The organism is Chitinophaga tropicalis (assembly GCF_009758205.1).
Lineage (GTDB): Bacteria > Bacteroidota > Bacteroidia > Chitinophagales > Chitinophagaceae > Chitinophaga > Chitinophaga tropicalis.
Window position 1 is genome coordinate 349435 of the sequence record NZ_WRXN01000002.1, and the last position, 24943, is coordinate 374377.

The 24943-nt window shown below is 46.6% G+C and carries 18 protein-coding genes; 16 read left to right on the forward strand and 2 right to left on the reverse strand.

The window, feature by feature from the left end; all coding sequences use genetic code 11:
- The first annotated feature begins 31 nt into the window (after positions 1-31).
- Entirely contained in the window at positions 32-1750 is a 1719-nt protein-coding gene (locus GO493_RS07165) for a CocE/NonD family hydrolase (protein WP_157305455.1), read from the forward strand.
- 5 nt (positions 1751-1755) lie between these two features.
- On the opposite strand, the gene GO493_RS07170 is transcribed toward GO493_RS07165, so the two are convergent.
- Positions 1756-1887: an alanyl-tRNA synthetase gene (locus GO493_RS07170; protein ID WP_157305456.1), complete on the reverse strand. Its 132-nt coding sequence runs from the start codon at positions 1885-1887 to the stop codon at positions 1756-1758.
- 131 nt (positions 1888-2018) lie between these two features.
- Between GO493_RS07170 and GO493_RS07175 the strand changes: the two genes are divergently transcribed.
- From GO493_RS07175 to GO493_RS07210, 8 genes are all read left to right on the forward strand, one after another.
- Positions 2019-2624, forward strand: coding sequence for an LURP-one-related/scramblase family protein (locus GO493_RS07175; protein WP_157305457.1), 606 nt, complete (start codon positions 2019-2021; stop codon positions 2622-2624).
- Positions 2625-3075: 451 nt separating this feature from the next.
- Positions 3076-3384, forward strand: coding sequence for a carbohydrate-binding protein (locus GO493_RS07180; RefSeq protein ID WP_157305458.1), 309 nt, complete (start codon positions 3076-3078; stop codon positions 3382-3384).
- 327 nt (positions 3385-3711) lie between these two features.
- Positions 3712-6966, forward strand: coding sequence for a SusC/RagA family TonB-linked outer membrane protein (locus GO493_RS07185; RefSeq protein ID WP_157305459.1), 3255 nt, complete (start codon positions 3712-3714; stop codon positions 6964-6966).
- A 12-nt stretch (positions 6967-6978) separates the two neighbouring features.
- Positions 6979-8826: a RagB/SusD family nutrient uptake outer membrane protein gene (locus GO493_RS07190; protein WP_157305460.1), complete on the forward strand. Its 1848-nt coding sequence runs from the start codon at positions 6979-6981 to the stop codon at positions 8824-8826.
- Positions 8827-9043: 217 nt separating this feature from the next.
- The gene (locus tag GO493_RS07195) at positions 9044-10327 is read left to right on the forward strand and encodes a PQQ-dependent sugar dehydrogenase (RefSeq protein ID WP_157305461.1); all 1284 of its coding nucleotides are present in this window, start codon (positions 9044-9046) and stop codon (positions 10325-10327) included.
- 2 nt (positions 10328-10329) lie between these two features.
- Positions 10330-10749 carry a c-type cytochrome gene (locus tag GO493_RS07200; RefSeq protein ID WP_157305462.1) on the forward strand — a complete coding sequence of 140 codons (420 nt, stop codon included), beginning with the start codon at positions 10330-10332 and terminating at the stop codon, positions 10747-10749.
- A gap of 116 nt (positions 10750-10865) precedes the next feature.
- Positions 10866-11786 carry a bifunctional helix-turn-helix transcriptional regulator/GNAT family N-acetyltransferase gene (locus GO493_RS07205; protein ID WP_157305463.1) on the forward strand — a complete coding sequence of 307 codons (921 nt, stop codon included), beginning with the start codon at positions 10866-10868 and terminating at the stop codon, positions 11784-11786.
- Between the two features lie 242 nt (positions 11787-12028).
- On the forward strand, positions 12029-13879 hold the full coding sequence (locus tag GO493_RS07210; RefSeq protein ID WP_198315579.1) for a glycoside hydrolase family 76 protein: 1851 nt from the start codon (positions 12029-12031) through the stop codon (positions 13877-13879).
- Between the two features lie 76 nt (positions 13880-13955).
- Here the strand turns inward: GO493_RS07210 and GO493_RS07215 are convergent, their stop codons facing one another.
- Positions 13956-14477 (reverse strand): hypothetical protein, encoded by a 522-nt coding sequence (locus GO493_RS07215; RefSeq protein ID WP_157305465.1) that lies wholly within the window; start codon positions 14475-14477, stop codon positions 13956-13958.
- A 206-nt stretch (positions 14478-14683) separates the two neighbouring features.
- On the opposite strand from GO493_RS07215, the gene GO493_RS07220 reads away from it, so the two are divergent.
- The 7 genes from GO493_RS07220 (at position 14684) to GO493_RS07250 (ending at position 24894) form a co-directional block, all read left to right on the forward strand.
- Positions 14684-15805: a CapA family protein gene (locus GO493_RS07220; protein WP_198315581.1), complete on the forward strand. Its 1122-nt coding sequence runs from the start codon at positions 14684-14686 to the stop codon at positions 15803-15805.
- A 13-nt stretch (positions 15806-15818) separates the two neighbouring features.
- Entirely contained in the window at positions 15819-16487 is a 669-nt protein-coding gene (locus GO493_RS31205; RefSeq protein WP_157305467.1) for a C40 family peptidase, read from the forward strand.
- Positions 16488-16634: 147 nt separating this feature from the next.
- Positions 16635-18272 carry an acyl-CoA carboxylase subunit beta gene (locus GO493_RS07230; protein WP_157305468.1) on the forward strand — a complete coding sequence of 546 codons (1638 nt, stop codon included), beginning with the start codon at positions 16635-16637 and terminating at the stop codon, positions 18270-18272.
- A gap of 34 nt (positions 18273-18306) precedes the next feature.
- On the forward strand, positions 18307-18765 hold the full coding sequence (gene rnhA, locus GO493_RS07235; RefSeq protein WP_157305469.1) for a ribonuclease HI: 459 nt from the start codon (positions 18307-18309) through the stop codon (positions 18763-18765).
- 303 nt (positions 18766-19068) lie between these two features.
- Positions 19069-22149, forward strand: a complete 3081-nt coding sequence (locus tag GO493_RS07240) for a SusC/RagA family TonB-linked outer membrane protein (RefSeq protein WP_157305470.1) — start codon at positions 19069-19071, stop codon at positions 22147-22149.
- 37 nt (positions 22150-22186) lie between these two features.
- Entirely contained in the window at positions 22187-23698 is a 1512-nt protein-coding gene (locus tag GO493_RS07245) for a RagB/SusD family nutrient uptake outer membrane protein (protein WP_157305471.1), read from the forward strand.
- Between the two features lie 167 nt (positions 23699-23865).
- A complete protein-coding gene (locus tag GO493_RS07250) occupies positions 23866-24894 on the forward strand; it encodes an XAC2610-related protein (protein ID WP_198315584.1) in 1029 nt (342 codons plus the stop codon).
- Positions 24895-24943: the final 49 nt, after the last annotated feature.

Sequence of the window (24943 nt, forward strand, 5' to 3'; positions counted from 1 at the left end):
GAAATCCCTGTTGACCTTTCAAACGGAAAATATGTTAAACCGCTTATGTAAACTATTGCTTATTGTGTTGTTGACCGGCTTCGCAAAAACGCATGCCCAGGAGAAATATATTAAGGATACTACGCAGACAGTGCGTTTAAAAGATGGTACACTACTCAGTACACTGTTAATATATAAGGCCGGCGCTAAACTGCCTTTGCCTGCCGTATTACGCATCAGCTGTTACCCTATGGGGCCGGATACCACAAGGGCACAGTATGTAGCAGACAGTGGTTATGCAGGCATTTTTGTATACAACAGGGGGAAAGCCACTTCCCAGGGAGTATTTTACCCGATGGAAAATGACGCTGCCGATAATTATGAAATTGTTGACTGGATAAGCAAACAATCCTGGTGTAACGGGAAAGTAGGCATGTATGGCGGCTCTTATCTCGGGTTTGCACAATGGGCCACTGTAAAGAAATTACACCCGGCTCTGAAAACTATTGTTCCGCAGGTTGCCGTTGGACCGGGCATAGATTACCCCAATCCCGGTGGTATCTTCATGACCTACATGTTGCAATGGCTTAAGTATGTAAGGAACGGACCTTATCTTGATCCTGTTTTTTTCAATGCAGAAAAATGGGACAAAGTGAACAGCACTTATATACTAAGCGGACTGCCGTTTAACAGGCTGGATTCTATTGAAGGGCATGGTATGGATACTATCTTCCAGCGTTGGGTCACCCATCCCGGGTATGATGATTACTGGCAGCGGATGACGCCTACAAGAGAAGAATTTTCACGGATCAATATTCCCATACTCACTACCACAGGTTATTTTGATGATGATCAGCGGGGCGCCCTGCATTATTATAATATGCATAATAAATATGGCCCTGCCAGTGCTGTAAAGGAGCACTACCTGTTTATCGGCCCTTTTGACCATGTTGGCGGCCAGGGTGGCCGCCGGAGTAATTTCATAGCGCCATACAGGATAGATACAGCGGCAATGGTAGATCAGAAACAGATGATACTGGAATGGTTCAACTACACACTGAAAGGAGGAAGTAAACCTGCTTTTCTGCAGGACAGGATCTCTGTGTTTGTAATGGCAGAGAATAAATGGCATTTCTTCCCTTCGCTTGATAAGATGAACAGGGACACCCTGCAGTATTTCCTGCCTTCAAAAACAGGAGGACCCTTACAGGAAAAGAAAGTAAAAGGACATGGCAGTCTTCTGCTTTCCTACAATACAGCAGACCGTTCTGACGATACCCTGAGAGGATACACCAACGATAATGCCCTGATACACCAGGAACTCTTCAGGCGGAAGCATCTGCTTTCTTTCACAACCCGGCCATTAGCCAAGGATATTATCGTCAATGGCTCATTTACGGCAGACCTTTATATATCTTCCATTACACCGGATGCTGATATTATGATCAGTCTCTGGGAAATAGATAGCGCCGGTGTGAAATGGCCATTGTCCCGGATGGTGCAAAGGCTGTCACTCAGCATAGATAAAACGAAGAACACTTACTGGGAGAAGGGCAGAAAATACCATATCACCCTGAGTGAAACACAATGGATCAGTAAGCTGGTAAAGAAGGGGAGTAGCCTGCTTTTCACAATAAGCCCGGTGGCAAATGTTTTCTGGCAGAAAAATTATGGAAGCAGTAAGGATGTAAGCATGCAGACGGTACAGGACGCCATGCAATGTGAGCTGAAGTTTTACCCCGAAAGTTATATCAGCATACCAGTAATGTGACAGGATCATTTCAATACCCAATAGCCCAATGCAAGCCACAGAAGCCCTTTCAGCAGGAAGAAAATGAATCCCCAGAAGCCTATGCGCCTGATCCATTTGATGAAAGCAGCTTTCCGGTCTTCTTTTTGCGTTGTCATGATTCTCAGTTAAGCAGGGTTGTTTTGCAATTTAATGTTTGTATAGAGTTCCTGTTTATTTTTTTCGGGATATTATAATAAAAATTTCTATATCTTCGCTGCCATTCTATAACCAACTTTTGTAAAACCTCATGGGACAAACGAACTTACCTCAGTTCTTTCATCACGATGATTATTTCATTGATGAAAAAATTGGCTTTCTTAAATTCTCCAATGCTTACAAGGTTTTTGACGGACAGGGCCAGCAGATTGGTAATATAACCCAGCAGGTACCATTCTTCCACAAGATCCTGCGTCTTCTTCTGAGTAAAGCTATATTCCCTTTTACCCTGAATATTGTTGATGCCAACGAACAGGTAGTGGCTTCTATCGATCGTGGCTGGACCTTCTGGATGTCAAAGATCAAGATCTCTGATGCCAACGGTGTGGTAATAGGAGGGATTAAGCAGAAATTCCAGTTCATGAAGCCTTTATTCCATATTACCGATGCAAATGAGCAGGTACTGGCGGAGATCAAGGGCGATTGGAAAGCATGGAATTTCAATATAGTGGATGGTTCTGGCAGAGAGCTGGGCACTATCAGTAAAAAATGGGCAGGTGCGCTCAGAGAAGCTTTTACTACTGCTGATAAATACAGGGTTAATATAGCGAAGGAATGTCCTGAAGATGTTAATAAAATGGCGATTGTGGCTGCAGCCATTACTATTGATATGGTGCTGAAGGAAGGAAAAAACTAATACTAAGCCGCGCACAGCGTCTTCAAAAAGATGCTTCCACTGATGGTGGAGGCATTTTTTTTTGCGCAATACCCCGTCAATTACAATAAAAGCCCTGGCAATTGCGTACACTACATTACCACCACTACTTAAATAGATAGATTATTACACCTTATTCAACCTATTGGGAATCAGAATATATTATTATTGTAATTTTTAATATAAATTGCGTAAATTTTCGTCCTAATTAGTATTTTAGACACTGGTTGGGTTTTCCGAAACGAAATGCCAGACTTATTGATTAGCTATGAGGCCTATCCTATGTCTTCTTTTTATTGTTGCTCATTTGATTGTCCGGGGACAAGCGGCCACACAACCGCAACCGCCCTCGGCATCCCCGCCGTCATCTAACCAACCTCCGGCGGCTCCGGCCCCACCACAAAAGAAAGGTAATTTCGAAACAGAATTTAAAATGAAATCCGGTACCTATCTCGGATTTGGCCAGGTGAATCTGAGCATGGGAGAAATAGGATTCAAAGTAGTTGTTTTTTGTCAGAACAAAGAACGCAAAAGCGCGCGCCTGGAATTTCGTATTGACAGACCCAAAGGGAAAAAAAGCAGGCGTATCGGTACCCTGAAAATCCCATACACAGGTGATACCACCTATGCCCTGAAACTTACCGGTAACCCCAAATATTCCTATGGTATCCACGATCTCTACCTGGTAGCCAAAGGCAGCCAGTTCAGCATTACCTCCGTTTCCTTCGTACAGGATTACTAAAAGAAAGAACAATTTCAACCGATTGTTAAAAGAAATATAATTCTTGAATATTTTTTCTATTTTAGGTGTGAAATCGACACAGGAAATCTGATCGTTATGGAACTCAACTGCACTATGTAAATTGAAAACCTATATAGTTGTACTGTACTATTGACCCACTACCTTGTATTCTTTAACTATTTAAACCACGTTTTTTGATGACACTCAGAAAGAACAGCGCGTAACATAGAGCCAACATTTTTAGCTCAGATGTGAACCAAAATCTCCTACTCTGGTAATACGGGAATTACCAGCGGGAATCCTTTTTTAACCACACAAATTAAACGTATGAAAAATTCAGACCTGTTGAAGGTCAGGCACCGTCATGCCTGGCAGTCAATGCTGTTGCGTATGATGTACAGCGGTATTGTCCTCGTATGCGCTCCGCTCAGGTATGCTTCCGCTGAAACGCCAGCTGCTTTTTATGCCGATCAGGACATTATTGTAAAAGGGAAAGTGGTAGACAAGAACAATGATCCTGTAATAGGTGCTACACTGAAGATAGTGGGAACTTCCAAAGGTACCACTACAGCACCCGATGGTTCATTCACACTTGCTGTGCCACAATCCGCGCAGGTAACTGTCACGGCTATCGGTTTTTTAGCCCAGACCATATCCATTACAGGAAATGCCCCGCTTACTATTACGCTGGAAGCCGATACCAAAGGCCTCAGTGAAGTGGTTGTGGTAGGTTACGGTACACAGAAAAAAGAAGCTGTATCCGGCGCTATCACTACCGTAAAAGGTGCGGAACTGGTTAAATCACCAGCCACCAATCTTTCCAACTCCATTGCCGGCCGCATGCCTGGTGTAACAGCCATGCAGAACAGCGGTGAGCCGGGATACGATGGTTCCTCACTCCGCATCCGCGGTTCCAACACGCTTGGCAACAATGACCCATTGGTAGTAATAGACGGGGTAGCCGCACGCCAGGGTGGCCTGGAACGTCTCAATCCTCTCGATATAGAAAATATCTCCGTACTGAAAGACGCCTCTGCCGCCATCTACGGTGCACGTGCAGCCAACGGGGTTATACTTGTCACCACCAAACGCGGTAAGGTAGGTAAACCACAGCTTTCCTATTCCTTTAACCAGGGGTGGTCACAACCAACTCATATACCCAAAATGTCCAACGCGCCGGAATATGCGCAACTACGCGATGAACTGAGCCTTTACCGCGATGTGCCGGCCAGCGAATGGGACGCTGCATGGCAGGTATACAAACAGAATGGCACCTACACTTCACCCACCACTAATAAGAAATGGGATGTAGCCTTTGGGCTCGACGAGATCCAGAAATTCCGTGATGGCACTGACCCATGGCTCTATCCTAATACAGACTGGTACAAGGCTACTTTTAAAACATGGTCTCCTCAATCTAACCATAGCGTACAGCTTTCCGGCGGAAACGAAAATATGCGCTATCTCACCTCTTTTGGCTACCAGTCGCAGGACGCCTATTATAAAAAATCAGCCACCGGTTATGACCAGTACAGCCTTCGCATCAACCTGGATGGCAAGATCAACAAGTACGTAAACGTTAGCGTAGACATGCTTGGCAGGCAGGAAGACCGGAATTTTCCAACCCGTACTGCCAGCGAGATATTCCGTATGCTCATGCGCGGTAAACCTACAGAACCCGCCTTCTGGCCCAACGGGCTGCCAGGACCGGATATTGAATATGGTAACAATCCCGTGGTGATCACAACAGATCAGACAGGGTATGATAAGGATAAGCGTTATTACCTCCAGACCAACGCGCGGCTGGACATTACCGTTCCCGGTGTACAGGGGCTGAAGCTGAGTGGTAACGTAGCATTCGATAAATATCTCAAACGCACCAAAAGATGGATGACGCCCTGGTACCTTTATACATGGGATAAGAAAACCTATGAGGCAGATGGTACTACACCTTTGCTCGTAAAAAGCAAACGCGGTACCGATCAGGCCTCACTCAACCAGGCAGATGAAGACCAGAGTAATATGCTGCTGCGTGGATTGCTCACCTATGAGCGCTCTATCCGCAAAGCCCATAATATCAACTTCGTTTTTGGTATAGAAAGGGAAACAGTAAATAACGATAACTTCAGCGCTCTCCGTAAATATTTTATCTCTTCGCTGATAGACCAGCTGTTTGCCGGCGGTGATGCAGAAAAAGATAATAACGGCAGCGCCTGGGACCGTGCCCGTCTCAATTATTTTGGTCGCGCGGCATACAACTACAAAGAAAAATACCTCGCAGAATTTGTATGGCGCTATGATGGCTCCTATATGTTCCCCTCCACTTCCAGGTTCGGTTTCTTTCCCGGTCTGATGCTGGGCTGGCGGGTATCAGAAGAGAAATTCTGGAAGGATAACGTCCGTTTCATGGATTACCTGAAGGTGCGCGCATCCTGGGGTAAACTTGGTAATGACCAGATCTACTACGATGATGATGGCGATGGTACGCTTACCCTGCAGGAATACCAGTACTTTTCTACTTATGGTTTCAGCAGTTATATCCTGGGCGGACAAATGGTCAAATCGCTCTATGAAGCCCGTATTCCCAATCCTTACATTACCTGGGAAGTGGCCAATAATTACAACGTAGGCCTGGATGGAGCGCTGCTCAAAGGTAAGCTCTACTTCGAACTGGATGCATTCGTCAATAAACGTACAGGTATACTGGTAAGAAGGAATGCTTCCGTGCCGCAATCCACCGGTATGACGCTGCCTGCAGAGAATATCGGGAAAGTGGATAACAAAGGATGGGAATTCCGCATAGGTTATACTGATAAGGTAGGGAAGGACTTCCGTTATGACGTGAGTGTAAACGGTGGCGTAGCAAAGAACAAGATCGTGTTCTGGGACGAGGCCCCCGGCGCCCCGGCATGGCAGCGGTCAACCGGCAAACCTATGAACACCGGCCTGTTCTACCAGTATGACGGTGTATTCAGGGATTTTGACGCTATCAGCAAGAACACGCTTGACTATAGCGCTCTTAGCAATAACCTGCGCCCGGGAGATATGAAGTTCAAAGATATTGACGGCAATGGCAAGATAGATGGAGATGACAGGGTACGCAGTGATAAGAGCACACAACCAACCTTTACCGGCGGTGTGAACGTAAACCTGCAGTACCGCAGCTTTGACATGGCTATCCTGGTGCAGGGCGCTGCCGGCGGAGCATTGCCCGTTAATACAGAATCCGGTGAGATAGGCAACTTCACGAAAGACTACTACGATCACCGCTGGAGCCCTGATAAACCCAGCAGTGTCGATCCCCGTGTAAATGACCGTAACGATACCTACTGGGCTACCGGTAACACATACTGGATGCGCAGCACCAATTACATCCGCCTGAAGAACGTTGAGATTGGCTATAATCTTACGGACCTCGTACAGAAACGCACCGGCATTACTTCCCTGAGACTTTATGCCAACTGTCTGAACCTGTTCACCCTGGATAAGCTGGGTATCCTGGACCCTGAATCCATCAATGGTAACGGGCAATACTATCCACAGGCAAGAGTGATCAATGCTGGTTTTAATCTGACCTTCTAAAGCAACCATCGTATGAAAAAAGTACTTAAAAATATAACCATCGGCGTTACTATGGCTGCTGCATTTACCACGGCCGCCTGTAATACTGATTTTCTGAATACCAAACCCTTAGGCGAAGCCACTAAAGATGATGTATGGAAAGACCCTGCACTAACTGAAGCTTTTACCAATGAGATCTATAACGGTCTTAGCAGCGGAGCCTTCCTGGAAACAATGCTTTCTTCCGCTACAGATGAGACCATGTTCACCCATAACTATGGGATGAAGAACATGGTGGAAGGCACTATCAGCTTCACGGATGCAGAGTACATAAATAACCGCGGCACTTTCCGCTGGGGAGAAATGTACAGGAGAATACGCGCCTGTAACGTATTCTTTCAGAACGTAAATAAAGTACCGTTCGATAAACTATCATCGGCAGAACGTCTGAAAGGAGAGGTGTTCTTCCTCCGCGCATACTTCTATCATCAGCTTGTACGCGCTTATGGTGGTGTGCCACTGATCGACTCCGTATACAGCCTGGACGACCCGGACTATTCCATTGCCCGCAGTCCTTTTGCTGATTGTGTGGAGCATATCGTAAAAGATTGTGATTCTGCTGCCTATTACCTCCATGGTAAGGAAAGTATGCTGGCTAAAGGACGCGCTACAGAGGGCGCCGCTCTGTCTCTCAAATCACGTATTCTCATTTATGCCGCCAGTGATCTGCATGACTTCCCAACTGCCAGCGGAAAATCTGCTGTGATAGCGGCAGCCACCAACCCGGCGCTGCTGGGCTATACTTCCGGCAACCGTACTGAACGCTGGCAGCGGGCCAAACTGGCGGCTAAAGCAGTGATAGATATGGGATTATATGAACTTGCATTCCCCAATCCTGCGTCTGCCAAAGAAGCGACTGATAATTACCAGCAGATGTTCCTGGGAGATAACTCAGAAAGCATCTTTTCCCGGTATTTTATCAACCAGAAATCGGAAGCCGGCGGACAGATAGGCCTCTATAACGGCCTGAACGGCTACCATAACTGGTCAGGCAATACGCCTACACAGTCTCTGGTCGATGATTACGAAATGGCAGACGGCACTCCCTTCAACTGGAATGAAGCTGCACATAAGGCTAATCCTTACCTGAACAGGGACCCACGTTTCTATGCTTCTATTCTATATGACGGAGCCGACTGGCGTCAGCGCCCCACAGACGTAGCCCCGAAAGACCCTGCTAACCAGGTACAAACAGGCGCCTACGAAGTATGGGACCCGGCAACGCAGAAAGCCATTCCGAATCCCGGACTGGATACCCGCCAGGGACCAATAGAAGACTGGAATGGCAGCTTTACGGGATATTACATCAAAAAGTTCATTGATCCTAAAGTAGATGCACAGTATTTCCGCCAGGAAATACCCTATGCTTTCTTCCGGCTTACAGAAATGGTATTGAACTATGCAGAAGCCTGTATGGAACTGGGAGAGGAGGACGAAGCAAGGCTGTACCTGAACAAGATCCGCACCCGGGCAGGCATGCCGCCTATCACAGAATCAGGCGCACTGCTTAAAGAAAGATACCAGCGGGAAAGAGAGATAGAAATGGTGTTTGAAGAACAGCGTTTCTATGATGTGCGCCGCTGGATGACCGCCGCTCCAACCATAGGCCGCAAGTTAAGGGGCATCAATATCCATGCTACCCTTAAGGCCGGTAGTAAGATAACTATCTATAAATACGATCCCACTAATTATGATTACACCTATAATCCCGTTACTCTTGTGAATGAAAACCGGCTCTGGCAGGATAAGATGTATTTCATGCCTATTCAGCGCGATGAAATAAACCGTAACAGCAAACTTGTCCAGAACCCTGGTTTCTGATCAGGTGAAACTTGCTGTTGATAACAGTAAAGTTTGATGAAGAAGAAAAGGACTGCCCCTTAAAAGGCGGTCCTTTCTTACTATTCCAAAAAGAAGAAAGCCGTATATCAATATAGCCAGGTATTTCCCTTGTAAGTTTTGTACTTTCGAAGGCATATTTACTATTACAATTTCATAGTCTGGCTTAATTACAAAACTCAAGATGCTTATGTATAAAATGAGCAAACTCCTCCTGATGGCAACACTGGCAGTGGCCAATCTCACTGTTGCATCCGCAAATACCAGCGGTCCTGATGATCCTAAACCCGTAAAACCTGACGCCAACAATGCCGGCCTGAAACTGCCTGCCGGATTTGGTGCGCTGGTAGTTGCAGACGGGCTGGGCCGGGCGCGTCATATTGCAGTGACCAGCAAAGGCGATATTTACGTTAAACTGGACAGGGCCAAAGATGGCAAAGGCATCATCTTCCTGGAAGACAGCAACGGTGATGGCAAGTCAGATAAACAGACCGGCTTCGGTAACTTTGGCGGCACAGGCATTTATGTAAAAGGAGATTACCTCTACGCTTCCTCCAATACAGATGTATACCGTTATAAACTGGATGCAGCTCAGAAAATAACAGATACCCAGAACCCGGAAAACATTGTTACCGGGCTGATAAACCGCCGTCAGCATGAATCCAAGTCCCTCGTACTGGATGATGCGGGCAACCTTTATGTAAACGTAGGCGCTTATTCCAATTCCTGCCAGGAAAAAGACAGGACTGCAGGTTCTATGGGTATGCAGCCCTGTCCTATACTGGATTCTGCCGGTGGCATCTGGCAGTTCAAAGCAGATAAAGCTGGCCAGCATTACGGAGATGGTGTGCGCTACGCCACAGGTTTAAGAAATGTGGTAGGCCTGGACTGGAACAAGCAACAGAATCAGTTGTTTGTCATGCAGCACGGACGTGATCAGCTGCATGACCTGTTTCCTGCGCTCTTCACAGAGAAACAATCCGCAGATCTTCCGGCAGAATGTCTTTACGCCGTAAAGCAGGGTTCCGACTGCGGCTGGCCATATATCTACTATGACCCATACCTGAAAAAGAAAATGCTGGCACCTGAATATGGAGGAGACGGCAAAAAGACCGGCGGTGATAACGCTGAAGACCCTCTGGTGGCTTTTCCTGCACATATGGCTCCTAATGGGCTGCTATTCTATACAGGTACGCAGTTCCCCGAGAAATACCGCAACGGCGCTTTCATTGCTTTCCATGGCTCCTGGAACAGGTCGCCGGAAAACCAGGCAGGATATTATGTAGTATTTGTGCCGTTTAAGAATGGCAAGCCTTCCGGCGACTGGGAAGTATTCGCTGATGGTTTTGCCGGTACAGCTGCCGTGAAATATCCCGGGGATGCGCAACACCGTCCCTGCGGACTGGCACAGGGCCCCGATGGCTCATTATATGTGTCTGACGATGTGAAAGGAACTATTTACCGGATCGTTTATAAGAAATAATAATGGGAAGAATATCAATACTCACCTGCCTGTTGCTTGTAACCGTAACGGCAGTGATGGCACAGACCAAAAAACCGGCAGTTGCCGCAGGCCGCCTCGCAAAAGGACAGGCGCTTTATAAACAACATTGCATGTCCTGTCACCAGGAAAACGGCAGTGGAGTACCAAGGATGAATCCACCCCTGATCAAAACGGAATATGTGCTGGGAGATAAAAACCGCCTGATCGGTGTATTGCTGAAAGGGCTGAATGAAGAAGTGGAGATCAACGGAGACTATTATTCCAATCCCATGCCTTCACAGGCAGCCTTAAAAGATGAAGAAATAGCGGATATCTTAACGTATGTACGTAGCAGTTTTGGGAACAAGGCATCCGCTGTAGCTCCTGCAGATGTAAAAAAGGTGAGGGCCACCATTCAATAATTTACTGAGTAATAGACATAAAATAAACTCCTGCGCAATTAGTTACGCAGGAGTTTATTTTTTAATAAAGTTGCTTTTGTCAAACAGATTTTTCAAATTTGCGAAAAAAAAGGGACATGTCAGTGAATCTTGAAGTGGTGAGAGAGGTAAGTGAGTTTAATAATTATTACAACAGTCTGTCGGATCTGCTCAATAAGCACCTGGCAGAAAACAATCTTTCATTATCAGCGCTCCGCGTATTGGTAAAACTGAAACAGGATGAAGAAAACAGCACAGCAGGAAAACTGATCGCTTCCCTCGGTATAGATGGGGGCTACCTTAGCCGGATCCTTAAATCCTTTGAAACGAACCAGCTGATCTCCAAACGGAAATCTGCCGCAGACGGGCGTACCTGGTTTCTGCAGTTAACTCCCAAAGGCCGTAAATTGCTGGAAATACTGGAAGAAAGCTCCGGTACAAGTATCCGTCAGCTACTTGAGCCATTGGCGCCTGAACAGCAGCATGCGCTGGCAGGAGCAATGAGAACGGTACGTCATATCCTCTCTGACGATAGCAGGATCAGCCTGGATGATATTACCTTCCGTCGCGACCTGCAACCAGGCGATGCCGGTTACCTGATGCACCTGCATGGCTCACTGTATGCAAAAGAAGCGGGATATAATATTGAATTTGAGACCTTTATCTGTAAGACCTTTTTCGAGTTCCTCGAAACATATAATTCCTCCAAAGACCAGGTTTTCCTTGCTATGCATGGTAACCAGATCATTGGGTCTATTGCTGTACTGGGCCATTCAAGGTATGCTACGCAGATGCGCTGGTTCCTGGTACACCCGGATTATCGTGGCATAGGGATAGGGCAACGCCTGTTGAACGAGGCTTTAGCTGCTGCACGTGATAAACTGTTCCAGAAGATATACCTGATCACTACCAGTAAACAGGAAGCGGCTATCAGGATGTTTAAGAAGAATGGTTTCAGAAAGTCAGGGGGAGAAGCATATGCCTATGTGGGGATTGCAGCTGACGGAAGAGAGGTATGAAATAGATTTATAGAGTAATAACTAAAGTTTTGCACTGCGCGCAGCGCAAAATCCCTCTCAAAAAATTGCTTTCGCCTTCGGCAAAAGCAATTTTTTGAGCAATTCATTCGCATCATTCATCAACAAAAAGCAATCTGAACAAGCTGCCCCATTTTTTTCCATCCAGCTAAAAATAGAAATCGTATATTTAATTGCTGTAGTTACTCCAGGGTTTCATGATCTTTTATCACAAAACCCTCAAGATGAAACATTTATTTACCCTCATTCTCGTACTGCTCTTAACGCAGTCCCGCAGCTACGCACAATCCTCAACCTTCAGTCCCGTAGCCGACGCTTTACAAACCAGTCTTTACAACACCTACGGTGTACCCAATCAGAACTACTGGTGGTGCGCTCATGGTCTTGACGTCCTGGTAGACGGATACATCCGCACCCGTTCCACCACTTACACGACCCGCATGAAAGCCCTTCTGTATGGTATCCGCTCATTTAACGGAAACACCTATATCAATCATTTTTATGATGATATGGAATGGCTGGGCATCGCATGTCTGCGCGCTTACCTTGCTACTGAAGACGCAGAATACCTGACAGTAGCTAACACGCTGTGGACAGATATCAAAACAGGCTACTCCAGCAATGCTATCAACTGGAACAAGAGTTGCCCGGGTTGTAAGAATGCCTGTGCCAATGGCCCCGCTGTGATCCTCGCTGCAAGACTATACCGCATTACAGGCGTGGCGGCAGATCTTGATTACGCAAAGAACATCTTCGCATTTATGAAAGCTAACCTGGTGGATCCTGTTACCGGGGCCGTATGGGATGCTATTGATCTCAATACCGGCGTAACCAATAAGGACTGGATCTTCTCTTACAATGTAGGTACTTACATTGGCGCAGGACTGGAACTTTATAAAGTGACAGGCGATGTTACCTACCTGAATGAGGCTGTAAAGACCGCTGAATATGCTATGAACAGCAGGCGGCCTAACGGTATGTTCTTTGGCGATGAACAGGGTGGTGGTGACGGAGGACTCTTCAAAGGTATCTTTATCCGCTACTTCTATTTGCTGGCAAGAGAAGGAAATATTTCTGCAGATGCCCGTGCCCGTTATTATGAAGCATTACGCTATAATGCACATACGCTTAAAAACAAAGGCATCAATTCTTCTACCAACCTGGTAAGCGCGAACTGGATGGTACAACCCTCCGGAATACCGGATTATTCTATACAGTTAAGCGGTGTAAAAATGATAGAAACAGCAGCAACACTGGACCAGGTATTTCTGTACAAGGACATCAATTATGGCGGCAGCTCCTGGCCGCTGACCACAGGGAGTTACAATACTTCCGCACTGGTAGCGAAGAAGGTAAAGGATAATGATATCACTTCCTATACTATTCCTGCCAATACTGAAGTATCCTTTTTCAAAAATGACAATTTTGGTGGCGATGAGCTGACAGTTACTTCCAATAATGCCTGGATAGGCCATCCCTGGAATGACAGTATATCATCTCTGACCATCAATTCCACTGCTCCGGCAGGAGTAGCTACTTTCTATAAAGATTGTTTCTACACCGGGGCTGCGGTTACTCTCGAAGCAGGGAACTATACACTGGCTCAGCTGATTGCGAGGGGTATCATTGATAATGATATTTCTTCTCTCGAAGTAAATAGTGGTTACCAGGTAATACTATATGATGGAGATAACTTCAGTGGCGGGTCAGTTACGCGTACAGTCAATACCGGTTGCCTGGTACAGGATGGTGATTTTAATGATAAGACCACTTCCCTGAAAATACAGCCACTGGGAATACTTGCAGCTCCACAGACGTTGGCGCAGCATACAGGGGAAACAAATAAAACGGGGAATCTGATCATATATCCCAACCCGGTTGGAAATGACCTGTATATACGGGCAGGAACAGATCTCAGCGGTGCAATCATCTATATTACAGATGTTTCCGGTAAACGGGTGCTGCAAACCCGGCTCACGGCAAACAGGATCGATGTATCCCGGTTAAAAGCCGGAATATACTGGCTTTCTGTGCAGAAGAACGGGAAGGTATATAATATGAGCTTTATTAAGTGATCCGACAAAAAAACCTTACCGCGTTTTGCGGTAAGGTTTAAATATTTTAGGGGTACGGTTGGTTGATGGTAATGGATCAGGCAGTCATCTTGTTTCCGGTCAAATCAGTATCTGCCCGGTAACCGGTTAACCTGTCGATTCTCTCCAGATCAAGCTTGATCGCATCTACGTCGGTCCTGATCTTATCCACGTCAAGCCTAAGCTCTTCTACATCAACCCTGATCTCCTCTATCTCATCCTTGACTTCTTCCTCATTAAACTTGATCTCTTCTACATCAGTCCTGACTTTTAGCAAATCTATCCTGATTATACTTACATCAGTTTGGACCCCTACCAATTGTCCGCGTACTAAATTGATCTTTCCTTCCAGTCTTTCTTCAACAGCTTGCAACTGGCCTTGCATTGATTTAAACTCGTCCCGGATTAATTTAAACTCGTCCCGGATTAATTTGAACTCGTCTCGGATTAATTTGAACTCGTCCCGGATTAATTTGAACTCAACCCGGATTGATTCAAACTCATCCCGGATTGGTTTTAACTCCTCCTGTATCAAGGATTTAATCCCTGATAATAATACTTCTGTCTGCATTTCTGACATTATTGATTGTTTTAAGGTTAACGATAAACACAAATTTATATCCTCTCCCCAGATTTCCCTTCAGCCATTTTGTTCATTCCATTTTGCACCATCACATATTGTATTTATGCATGATTTATCTTATGTTTGCCCTGTAAACGACCTCAAGGGACGATATTGTGTAGCCCCCCTTTAATCAGCATTAGTATTCATTTGTTATCAGAAATATGTTAAGAGTAGCCAGGAGTATCCCATTATTTTCATTTAATGTGATAGGACTTATTATCATTGCGCATGTATTGTTTGAGAAACAGCCGGTAAGAGCTGAGTATCCGCATAATTACCTTCATCATGAATATCAGCTGGAGCAGGTAAAACCTGCCGATGTCACAGATACTATCAGTATTTCAGTTGTAGGAGACCTGATGATAGGTTCATCCTATCCGGCAGCGGCTTATCTGCCAGTAAATGAAGACGGCAACATCCTTCAGTATGCCATGCCTCTCCTGAAGCAGACGGACCTGCGCCTGGGCAACCTGGAAGGCACCATTTCAGATAATGCCAAAGTATTCAAGAACTGCGGCACCAGCACACAGTGCTTTGCCTTCCGCACTCCTCTTAAATATGCCCAATGGTATAAAGATGCAGGCTTTGATTATCTTAACCTTGCCAATAACCACTCATTTGATTTTGGCATGAAAGGCGTAGAGCACACCCTCGCTTTTCTTGACAGTAATAATATCCGTACCAGCGGGGTACCACAGCACCCCATCGATACCCTCACTATCCGCAATACAAAGTTCGGCTTCGTATCTTTTGCCCCTCACAGCAATTGCCTGGACCTGAACAATGACACCCTGGTGGCGTCTTACGTAAAAGAAGTACGCAAACAATGCGATGTCCTGGTGGTATTCTTTCACGGAGGAGCAGAAGGCGCTTCCCGTAAACATACCCCCAAAACAAGGGAATTTTTCATGGGACAGAACAGAGGGCACCTGACCCGTTTCAGCCGGATCTGTGTGGATGCCGGAGCTGACCTGGTACTGGGTTCAGGCCCCCATGTAGTAAGGGGAATGGAGATGTATAAAGGAAAATTAATAGTTTATAGTTTGGGAAATTTTGCCACATATCATCAATTCAATCTGAAATCTCCCAATAATGTTGCACCTTTGCTGCAGGTGAAGATCACCAATGAAGGAAATCTGGTAGAAAATAAGGTCTTTTCCTTTCTCCAGCAAGGAGAGGGGGTGCCCAAACCAGATTCCACCATGCAAGCATTCAGGATGATCCGTTCTCTTTCAGAAACTGATTTCGGATTCACCGGCGTGGATGCAGGATCTTTTGATTAAAAAAATTGAACATGTGAAGAAGCTACTGCCAATAATCATATCCTTTGCGGCCATTACAACAGTACCAGCGCAAACAAAGAAAAAACCTAAAAGCGCTCCTGTAAAGAAACATCAAACTGCCTATCATCATAAAGCCACGGCAAAAAAGAAACCTGTTGCAAAAAAAGTAGTGATTCCCAGGGAGCCTCAACCTATAGATAGTTTTTACCTGTCTGAAAATCTGGATACTACCGGGCTCAATATAAGCGGGAACGTGCGTCAGCTGCTCGCTATCCTGGAATCTGAGCTGGGTAAACCTTATATCCGGGGTGCTATTGGTCCCATGGGGTTTGATTGCAGCGGCCTTATCAAATTCGGCTTCTCTTTTATTGGTATGACATTGCCACGCACAGCGGCAGATATAGGCAGACTGGGATATATGATCACAGCCTCCGACTTCAGCCCCGGAGATCTGTTGTTCTTTACCGGCAGAAGGAAGACCAGGAGCAAGGAAAAGAGAATTGCCCACGTGGGATGTGTGTATAAAGTAGAAGGCGATAAGATCCTGATGATACATTCCAGTAACCAGGGAGTAAATATAGTGGATATAACAAAAAGTGATTATTATAAACAGCGGCTGATTTATGCGAAACGTTTGTTTGAAGTAGATTCGAATAATGTAGTGATACCGCCGTCTGAGTAACCTCTCATTTCGAGCTGGCCGCAGGCCGGCTCTTTTTTTTTATTCCCCGGAAAATCAAAACAGCTTCATTGCCGCCACGTTAATCCTTCTTTTTTCCTTATTTTTAAAAACGGTCAGTAATCAAGGACCGTAACCAAAAACAATCATATGGATGCACAGCAACTGGAACTGAACAGGAATGAAGATGCCATGCGCAGAGCCCTCAGTACCCTGAAACAACGCTTTGCCGTCATTGAACAGGGCGGCGGAAAAAAGAACCTCGAGAAAGTGCGGCAGAAAGGTAAGTTAACCCCTCGTGAACGTATTGCTTACCTGCTGGACAAAGACAGTCCCTTTACAGAGATAGGCGCCTTTGCGGCCTATGACATGTATGCTGAACATGGCGGTTGTCCTGCAGCCGGAACAGTAGGTGGTATCGGCTATGTAAGCGGACGCCAGTGTATGATCGTTGCCAACGACATGACAGTAAAAGCGGGCGCCTGGTTTCCGATGACAGGAAAAAAGAACCTCCGCCTCCAGGAAATAGCAATGGAAAACAGGTTACCCATTATTTACCTGGTTGACAGCGCAGGCGTTTACCTCCCCATGCAGGACGAGATCTTCCCCGACAAAGAGCACTTTGGCCGCATTTTCCGCAACAATGCCCGCATGAGCGCCATGGGTATCACCCAGATTGCCGCTGTAATGGGCAGCTGCGTAGCCGGCGGTGCATATCTACCTATTATGAGCGATGAAGTGCTCATGGTGAACGGCAACGGCTCTATTTTCCTGGCAGGCCCTTACCTGGTAAAGGCTGCCATAGGAGAAACAGTAGATGCAGAAACGTTAGGCGGCGCCGTTACCCATACAGAGATCTCAGGTATAGCAGATTATAAATTTAATACCGACGAAGAATGCCTGGACCAGATAAAAAGAATAGTGAGCAAGCTGGGACATCCCTCTACTGCCGGGTTTGACCGTATCACTCCAGCCTTACCCGAAAAAGATCCGGAACTTTTATACAGCATCATCCCTGAAGAAAGCGCCAAACCTTACGATATGCTGGAGATCATTGAACGGCTCGTAGACCGCTCAGAGTTTGACCAGTATAAAGAAGATTATGGCAAAAGCATTCTCTGCGGATATGCCCGCATAGATGGCTGGGCTGTTGGTATTGTAGCCAATCAGCGCAAGATCGTAAAGAGTAAAAAAGGAGAGATGCAGATGGGAGGCGTTATCTATAATGATAGCGCCGATAAAGCTGCACGTTTTATTATGAACTGCAACCAGAAAAAAATACCACTGGTATTCCTGCAGGACGTAACCGGCTTCATGGTAGGAAGCCGCAGCGAGCATGCCGGTATCATAAAAGACGGTGCAAAATTAGTGAATGCCGTAGCCAATTCTGTAGTGCCCAAATTTACCGTGATAGTAGGTAACTCATATGGCGCGGGTAACTATGCCATGTGCGGCAAAGCATATGATCCCCGTTTTATCTACGCATGGCCTAACGCCAAGATAGCTGTAATGGGCGGAGAGCAGGCCGCCAGGACACTACTGCAGATACAGGTAGCATCGCTCAAGGCAAAAGGAGAGGAGATCACTCCTGAAGCAGAACAGAAACTGCTTACAGAGATCACTGACAGGTATAACAGCCAGACCACACCTTATTATGCAGCAGCGCGTCTCTGGGTAGATGAGATCATTGATCCGGGAGATACACGCAGGATACTGTCTGAAAGCATCAGCGCGGCAAACAATGCCCCCGTGGAACAACCATTTTCATTAGGGGTTTTCCAGGTATGATCCTGTTAAAGTCTTTTGACTATCTTTGCCCGCTATGTCGGAAGTTATTATTTATACGGACGGTTCCTCACGCGGTAATCCCGGCCCTGGCGGCTATGGGGTGATCCTTATGTGGAACAACGTACGAAAGGAATTATCACAGGGCTATCGCCGTACTACCAATAACCGTATGGAGCTGATGGCTGTTATTGTTGCTCTGGAAATGCTGAAACGTGACGGGCTTCCTGTACGTATCTTCACTGATAGCGAATATGTGGTGAACAGTATTGAGAAAGGATGGTTGTGGAACTGGGTCAAGATAGGATTTAAAGACAAAAAGAATAAGGACCTCTGGCAGCGTTTCATTCCTGCCTATAAAAGACAACAGGTAAAGTTTACATGGGTGAAAGGACATGCCACTAACCCATATAATAACCGTTGTGATGAACTGGCAACACAGGCTGCAGATAGCGGCAACTGGCTGACAGACGACGGTTTCGAAGCAGGCGCCTGATAAGTTTTCCGGGGCTGGCCATAGGCCAGCCCTTTTTCCTGCATATCATCCCCATTTTGAAACACCACCTTTTTATCCTATCTTATTGTAAATTTTATTTGTTAATCTTTTTTTAACCACCTAGATTTGCCCCGCTTACCCTACCGGCTTAGTAGGATAAGTAGATAAAAAAGGAAACCGTCTCAATCAAACCTTAAAAAGTTACAGGCTGTAGCAGACAACCGAAGTGACCACCAACACTTCAAGGGATTCTCTTTGCCCTAACGGAACCGATATTCAACTAACCTTCAAAACAAATCGCTTATGCTGAAAAGAATTGTACTGGCATTACTATTTTTCCTCCCTGTTATTACCAGGGCACAGGTCAGGACCGTTACCGGTACTGTTACCTCCGCCCGGGACAACACACCACTACCCGGCGCCACTGTATCTGTTAAGAATACTTCCATCGGAGGAGTAACCGACCCCACCGGGCATTTTTCCTTACAGGTCTCTGACCCTGCTGCCACAACACTGGTAGTCTCGTACGTGGGCCTCCAGCAACAGGAAGTGACCATTACCGGAAAACCACTGAACATCATTCTGCAGGCCGGCGCCAAAGATATTGATGAAGTGGTGGTAGTAGCCTATGGTACTGCCAAAAGAGCCAGCTATACCGGCTCTGTTTCACAGATCAAAAAAGAACAGATTCAGAACCTGCAGGTATCCAGTGTATCCAAGGCTCTCCAGGGGCAGGTACCTGGCCTGCAGTCAACATCCCCGAGCGGTCAGCCGGGAAGCGACGCCACCATCCGCATCCGCGGTATCGGATCTATCAACGCTTCCAGCGCTCCCCTCTATGTAGTGGACGGTGTTCCCTATGGCGGTACACTAAGCGCTATTAACCCGGCTGATATAGAATCCATCAGTGTGCTGAAAGACGCCTCTTCCAGCGCCCTGTATGGTTCCCGCGGCGCCAACGGAGTGATCATCATCACTACACGCCAGGGACGCAGGAATACCAAAGGAAGCCAGATAGACGTTCGCGTTAGTCGAGGTATTTCCAAAAGAGCAGTAGCCGACTATTCAACCCTGGGTACAAACGATTATTTCGAGTTGTACTGGGAAGCGCTGCGCAATGCAGCTACTACCAACGGACAGCCCAATCCTGCTCAAAGCGCCACCAGCACGCTGGTAGAAAGGCTGGGTATTAATCCTTACGGCCCGCAATATCCGGAACCGGTAGGCACTGACGGCAAACTGGTGACGGGCGCAAAACCTCTCTGGAACGATAACTGGCAGAAAGCCACACAACGTACCGGTCAGCGCACTGAAGCCAACATCAACATCAGCGGGGGTAGCGAAGCAAGCCGTTATTTCATCTCAGGCGGCTACCTGGACGATCAGGGTATGGCGCTCAACTCCGGTTTCAAAAGATATAACGTACGCGCCAACCTGGACCTCGACGCCAAGAAATATCTGAAAGTAGGCCTGAACCTGAATGCAGCGCATTCCATACAGGACGGCCCTCCGTCTGAAGACAGCCGTACAGACAACTACATCCAGTACGGCCGTCTCATGCCTTCCTTTTATCCCATCTACCAGCGCAATCCTGACGGCTCTTTTATAAGAGATGCCAGTGGCAATAAAGTGCTTGATTATGGCGACTACCGCCCAAGCGCCGCCAATACCAGCACCAACCTGGTAGGTACGGCTTATCTTGACGAACATAAAGAACTGCGTGACGATATCTCTGCACGTATCTACGGAGAGCTCACACTCTGGAAAGGACTGAAGTTCCGCTCCAGCTTCAACACAGACTTCATCAACCGTAATAACAACGACTATACCAACCCGGACTACGGCTGGGATGCAGAGATAGGCGGTACCGTTTCCCGCGTTAACCGCCGTACACTTAGCTGGACCGTTAACAACCTGTTTACCTGGGACGCTACTTTCCACGAAAAACATCATATCAACCTGTTAGCCGGACAGGAGGCGTATAAACTGAACTACCGCACTTTTGACGGATCCCGTCAGGGCTTTGTGAAAGGCGGTCTTACAGAACCGGTTGCTGCATCGCAACTGCTCGACTTCTCCGGCCTGGCAGATAATTATTCCCTGTCCAGTTACCTGGGCCGCGCTACGTACGACTATAAAGCGAAATACTATTTCTCTGCCTCACTACGTACTGACGGTTCTTCCCGCTTCTCGCCCAAAAACAGGTGGGGTACTTTCTGGTCAGTCGGCGCCTCCTGGCAGCTCAACAAAGAATCCTTCCTGCAAAGCGCAGGCTGGGTAGACCTGCTGGCGCTGAAAGCAAGCTACGGTGCTCAGGGTAATGACAACCTGGGCAATTACTATGCTTACCAGGGACTCTACACCATTTACAACAACCTCGGAGAAGGTGGCGCCTACAAAACACGCCTCCCTACAGAGAACCTGAAATGGGAAACAAACCTGAACCTGAATGCAGGCGTAGATTTCTCCATACTGGGTAACAGGATAGGCGGTACTGTAGAATATTTCCGCCGCCGTTCCAAAGACCTCCTTTACCAGCTGCCACTGGCCGTATCAACCGGGTTTGATTATATTGACGCCAACATCGGCGCACTACGCAACTCCGGTGTGGAAGTACAGTTAAATACTATCCCGGTGCGATTGAAAGACTTTACCTGGGGACTGAACCTCAACTTCACACATTATAAGAACACTGTCACCGAACTGCCTCAGAAAGAGATCATCAGCGGTACTAAAAAGCTGATGGTAGGCAGGTCTGTATATGACTTCTACATCCGCGAATGGGCAGGTGTGAATGAAACCAACGGCCGGCCTCAATGGTATAAGGTAAATGCAGATGGTAAGAAAGAAGCTACCACTGTCTACGCCAACGCCACACAGGTATATGCCGGTTCTGCATTGCCTGATTTCTATGGTGGTGTTACAAATACTTTCTCTTACAAAGGCCTGAGCCTCTCAGTATTGCTCACTTACAGCGTAGGTGGCAAAGTACTGGACAACGACATGCTGCTGCTCATGCACAATGGCGCTTCCACAGGTCGTGGATGGTCGTCCGAAATGCTTAACCGCTGGACGCCCACAAATACCAAAACAGATGTTCCTGCCGTATCTACCATCAACAACAGCTGGACATCCACTTCCACCCGCTTTTTATACGATGCAACCTATGCAAGGCTGAAGAACGTAACCCTTACGTATGCTATTCCTGCTACATTATTACGCAGGGCCAGTATTAATTCACTCAGCGTATTTGTACAGGGAGATAACCTGGTTACCTGGTTCGGTCATAAGGGCATGGACCCGGAACAGAGTGTTGACGGTTCAACCTACTACCGTTACCCGGCTATCAAATCACTCTCTGCCGGCCTGAATCTCAGCTTCTGATCTCACTCGTCATCATTAAAAAGCAAAACAGAAAATCATGCTAATAAAGAAATATATACTTGCATTCCTGGTAGCCGGTACAATACTTAGCGGTTGCAGCAAAGACTTCCTGGACCAGCAGCCCACAAACGCTATTCCTGAACAGGAACTCTACAAAACTACCGGCGATATTGAAACCGTCCTGAATGGCACCTGGGCATATATGATGGATACTTACTTTACTTTCGCCAATCCCGGTTACAGCGCCATTCTCCGCGCAAGTGATGCTATGGGCAGCGATGTGGCTATCCTGACCAGCAAATACGGTTATCCGGCATCTTACCAGTTCACTGACCTTCCTGACAGGACAATAAGACGCCCTGAATATTTCTGGCGCTTACTTTATAAAGTGATAGATAACTGTAATAATGTGATCGCAAAAGTAGACCAGGTAACCGGCGATGAAGCAGAGAAAGGCTATCTCAAAGGCCAGGCGCTGGCGCTCAGAGCACATTGCTACCTTACACTGGCTAATTTCTGGCAGTTCAATTACAGGAAAGACCCTAATGCCAAAGTAGTGCCGGTTTATACAGAGCCCAGCACCAGCACTACACAGGGTAAGGCTAAAAGCACGGCAACAGAATTATATACACTTATCACTACAGACCTGGAAGCTGCAGTTAAACTGTTACAGGGGTACTCCCGCGCTTCTGCCAGCAAACATAAGATCAATGCCAATGTAGCTAACGGACTGCTGGCACGGGCTTACCTGAACATGGGGAACTGGCAGCTGGCTGCAGAGAAAGCTGCTGCTGCTGTACAGTCTTACTCCCTGATGTCAGGTGCAGACTATGCAAAGGGTTTCAATGATGTACAGAATGTTGAATGGATCTGGGGCCATCCGCAGATACCCAGCCAGAGCGTAGCCAGCTACAGCTTCCACTTCCTGGATGTATCTTCTCCGGCATCCTATTACTATAGCTTTATGGCAGATCCCTACTTTAAGGAGCTCTTCGAAGCCAGTGATGTGCGCAGCAACCTCTTTGAATGGGATACATTACCCGGCCGTGAAGGGCTGCTCCGCTATAAAAAATTCATCTTCCGTTCTGATATGACAGGCGATATTGTATTGATGCGCGCTGCAGAAATGTACCTGATAGAAGCAGAAGGCTATGCAGAACAGGGATTGCTGCCGGAAGCCGCTGCTGCTCTGAACAAATTAAGAACTGCACGTAACGCCACGCCACTGGTCATCACAACACAGACAAAAGATGAAGTGGTACAGGAGATCTGGAAGGAGAGGAGAAAAGAATTATGGGGAGAAGGATTTTCACTGTCTGATATTCTGCGTACACAACAATCTGTTGTAAGGAAAGCATATACTGATGCCAGCGGAAATCCTGTCAGAGTTTCTGTTCCCCGTGGGGACGGTACCTTTAAAACAGTGACAGCCAAAGGGCATACTTCCCTGAAATTCCCTGATGGCAGCGCTTATGTTCCTAACAGTCCGTATTACCTGTTTGCCATACCGATAGTAGAAAGTAATAATAATCCCAACCTGGATAAGTAAAAAAAGAAGCGCTTTGGCCGGATGGTCAAAGCGCTTCTTTTTAATCGGGTATTTCCAAAATAATCATTTTCAGGGATATAGGAGATTCCGTATGAACCTTAGTTTTGTCATACCTTTGATCCAGGTTTTACAATTATATGCGTATAAAAAACACCACAGCAGTCTGCATGCTGCTTTTGTGTGCCACAGCTTCCCGGGCACAGCAACCAATTCCGTTCAGGATTGATGGATTTTCAGATAAGTATTATGGTATAGTCAGCGTTGCAGATACGGCAAATGTATTTATGTCCGGTACTGTGGCTGTCTATGATAAGCTGAAGAATAAAGAACTGTTTCACACCACTTCGGAAGAGCTGACACTGGAGCTCCATGACGGAAATGTAAAGGCCAATATACTGGAAGCTCCTTATGGAGAACAAAGTGTGCTGATCTACAAAGATTTCAATTTTGACGGACAAAAAGACTTCGCCCTTATGGACGGGCAGAACAGCTGTTATCATGGCCCTTCTTACCAGGTATACCTGGCCACAGCTGCGGGATTCAGACGCAGCGCGGCATTTACCCGCCTGGCGCAGGAATACTGTGGCATGTTCCAGGTAGACGAAAAACGTAAGCGACTGAATACCATGACAAAAAGCGGGTGTTGCTGGCATCAGTTCTCAGAGTTTGAAGTGGTGCAGGATAAACCAAAGCCCGTGAAGATAACAGAATCCAGCATGAGTAACACAGAACCTTATTTTGAAGAGGTATCTGAACAGAAATGGGTAGCAGGCAAACAGGAAACATCCATGTCCCTTTACCTGGGTGGCGACAAAATAGACACCGTGCTTTCTTTCACTCTCACAAAGAACGGGAAACAGGTGCTGATATTCCATGTAGGAGAGGAGAACCTGTTCTATGCTTTGCTGAAAAAAGATCAGAGTGTTGAATTCTATTATCCGGAGGTGACATGGAGCGAACAGCAGCAGAGTAATATTGCCGGTAAAGTGCGCTACAATGCAGAGAGCTCTACTTTACAGTTCTCAAATGAAGACGCGAAGTATGAGCTTTACGACAGGAGAGAAGGTATCTCAAGGAAACTGGGTATCAAAGTAGATATCGACGGACAAACATATGTTTTTGAAGGAGAGCCATCTACAGCGGTTGGCAGCCTTTCCGCACTTAAAACACTGGATAAGAAGAACCTGGAAAAATAAGAAGTAAGTGCGGCAGCAATTCAATAATCAGTACCTTGCATATAAGATT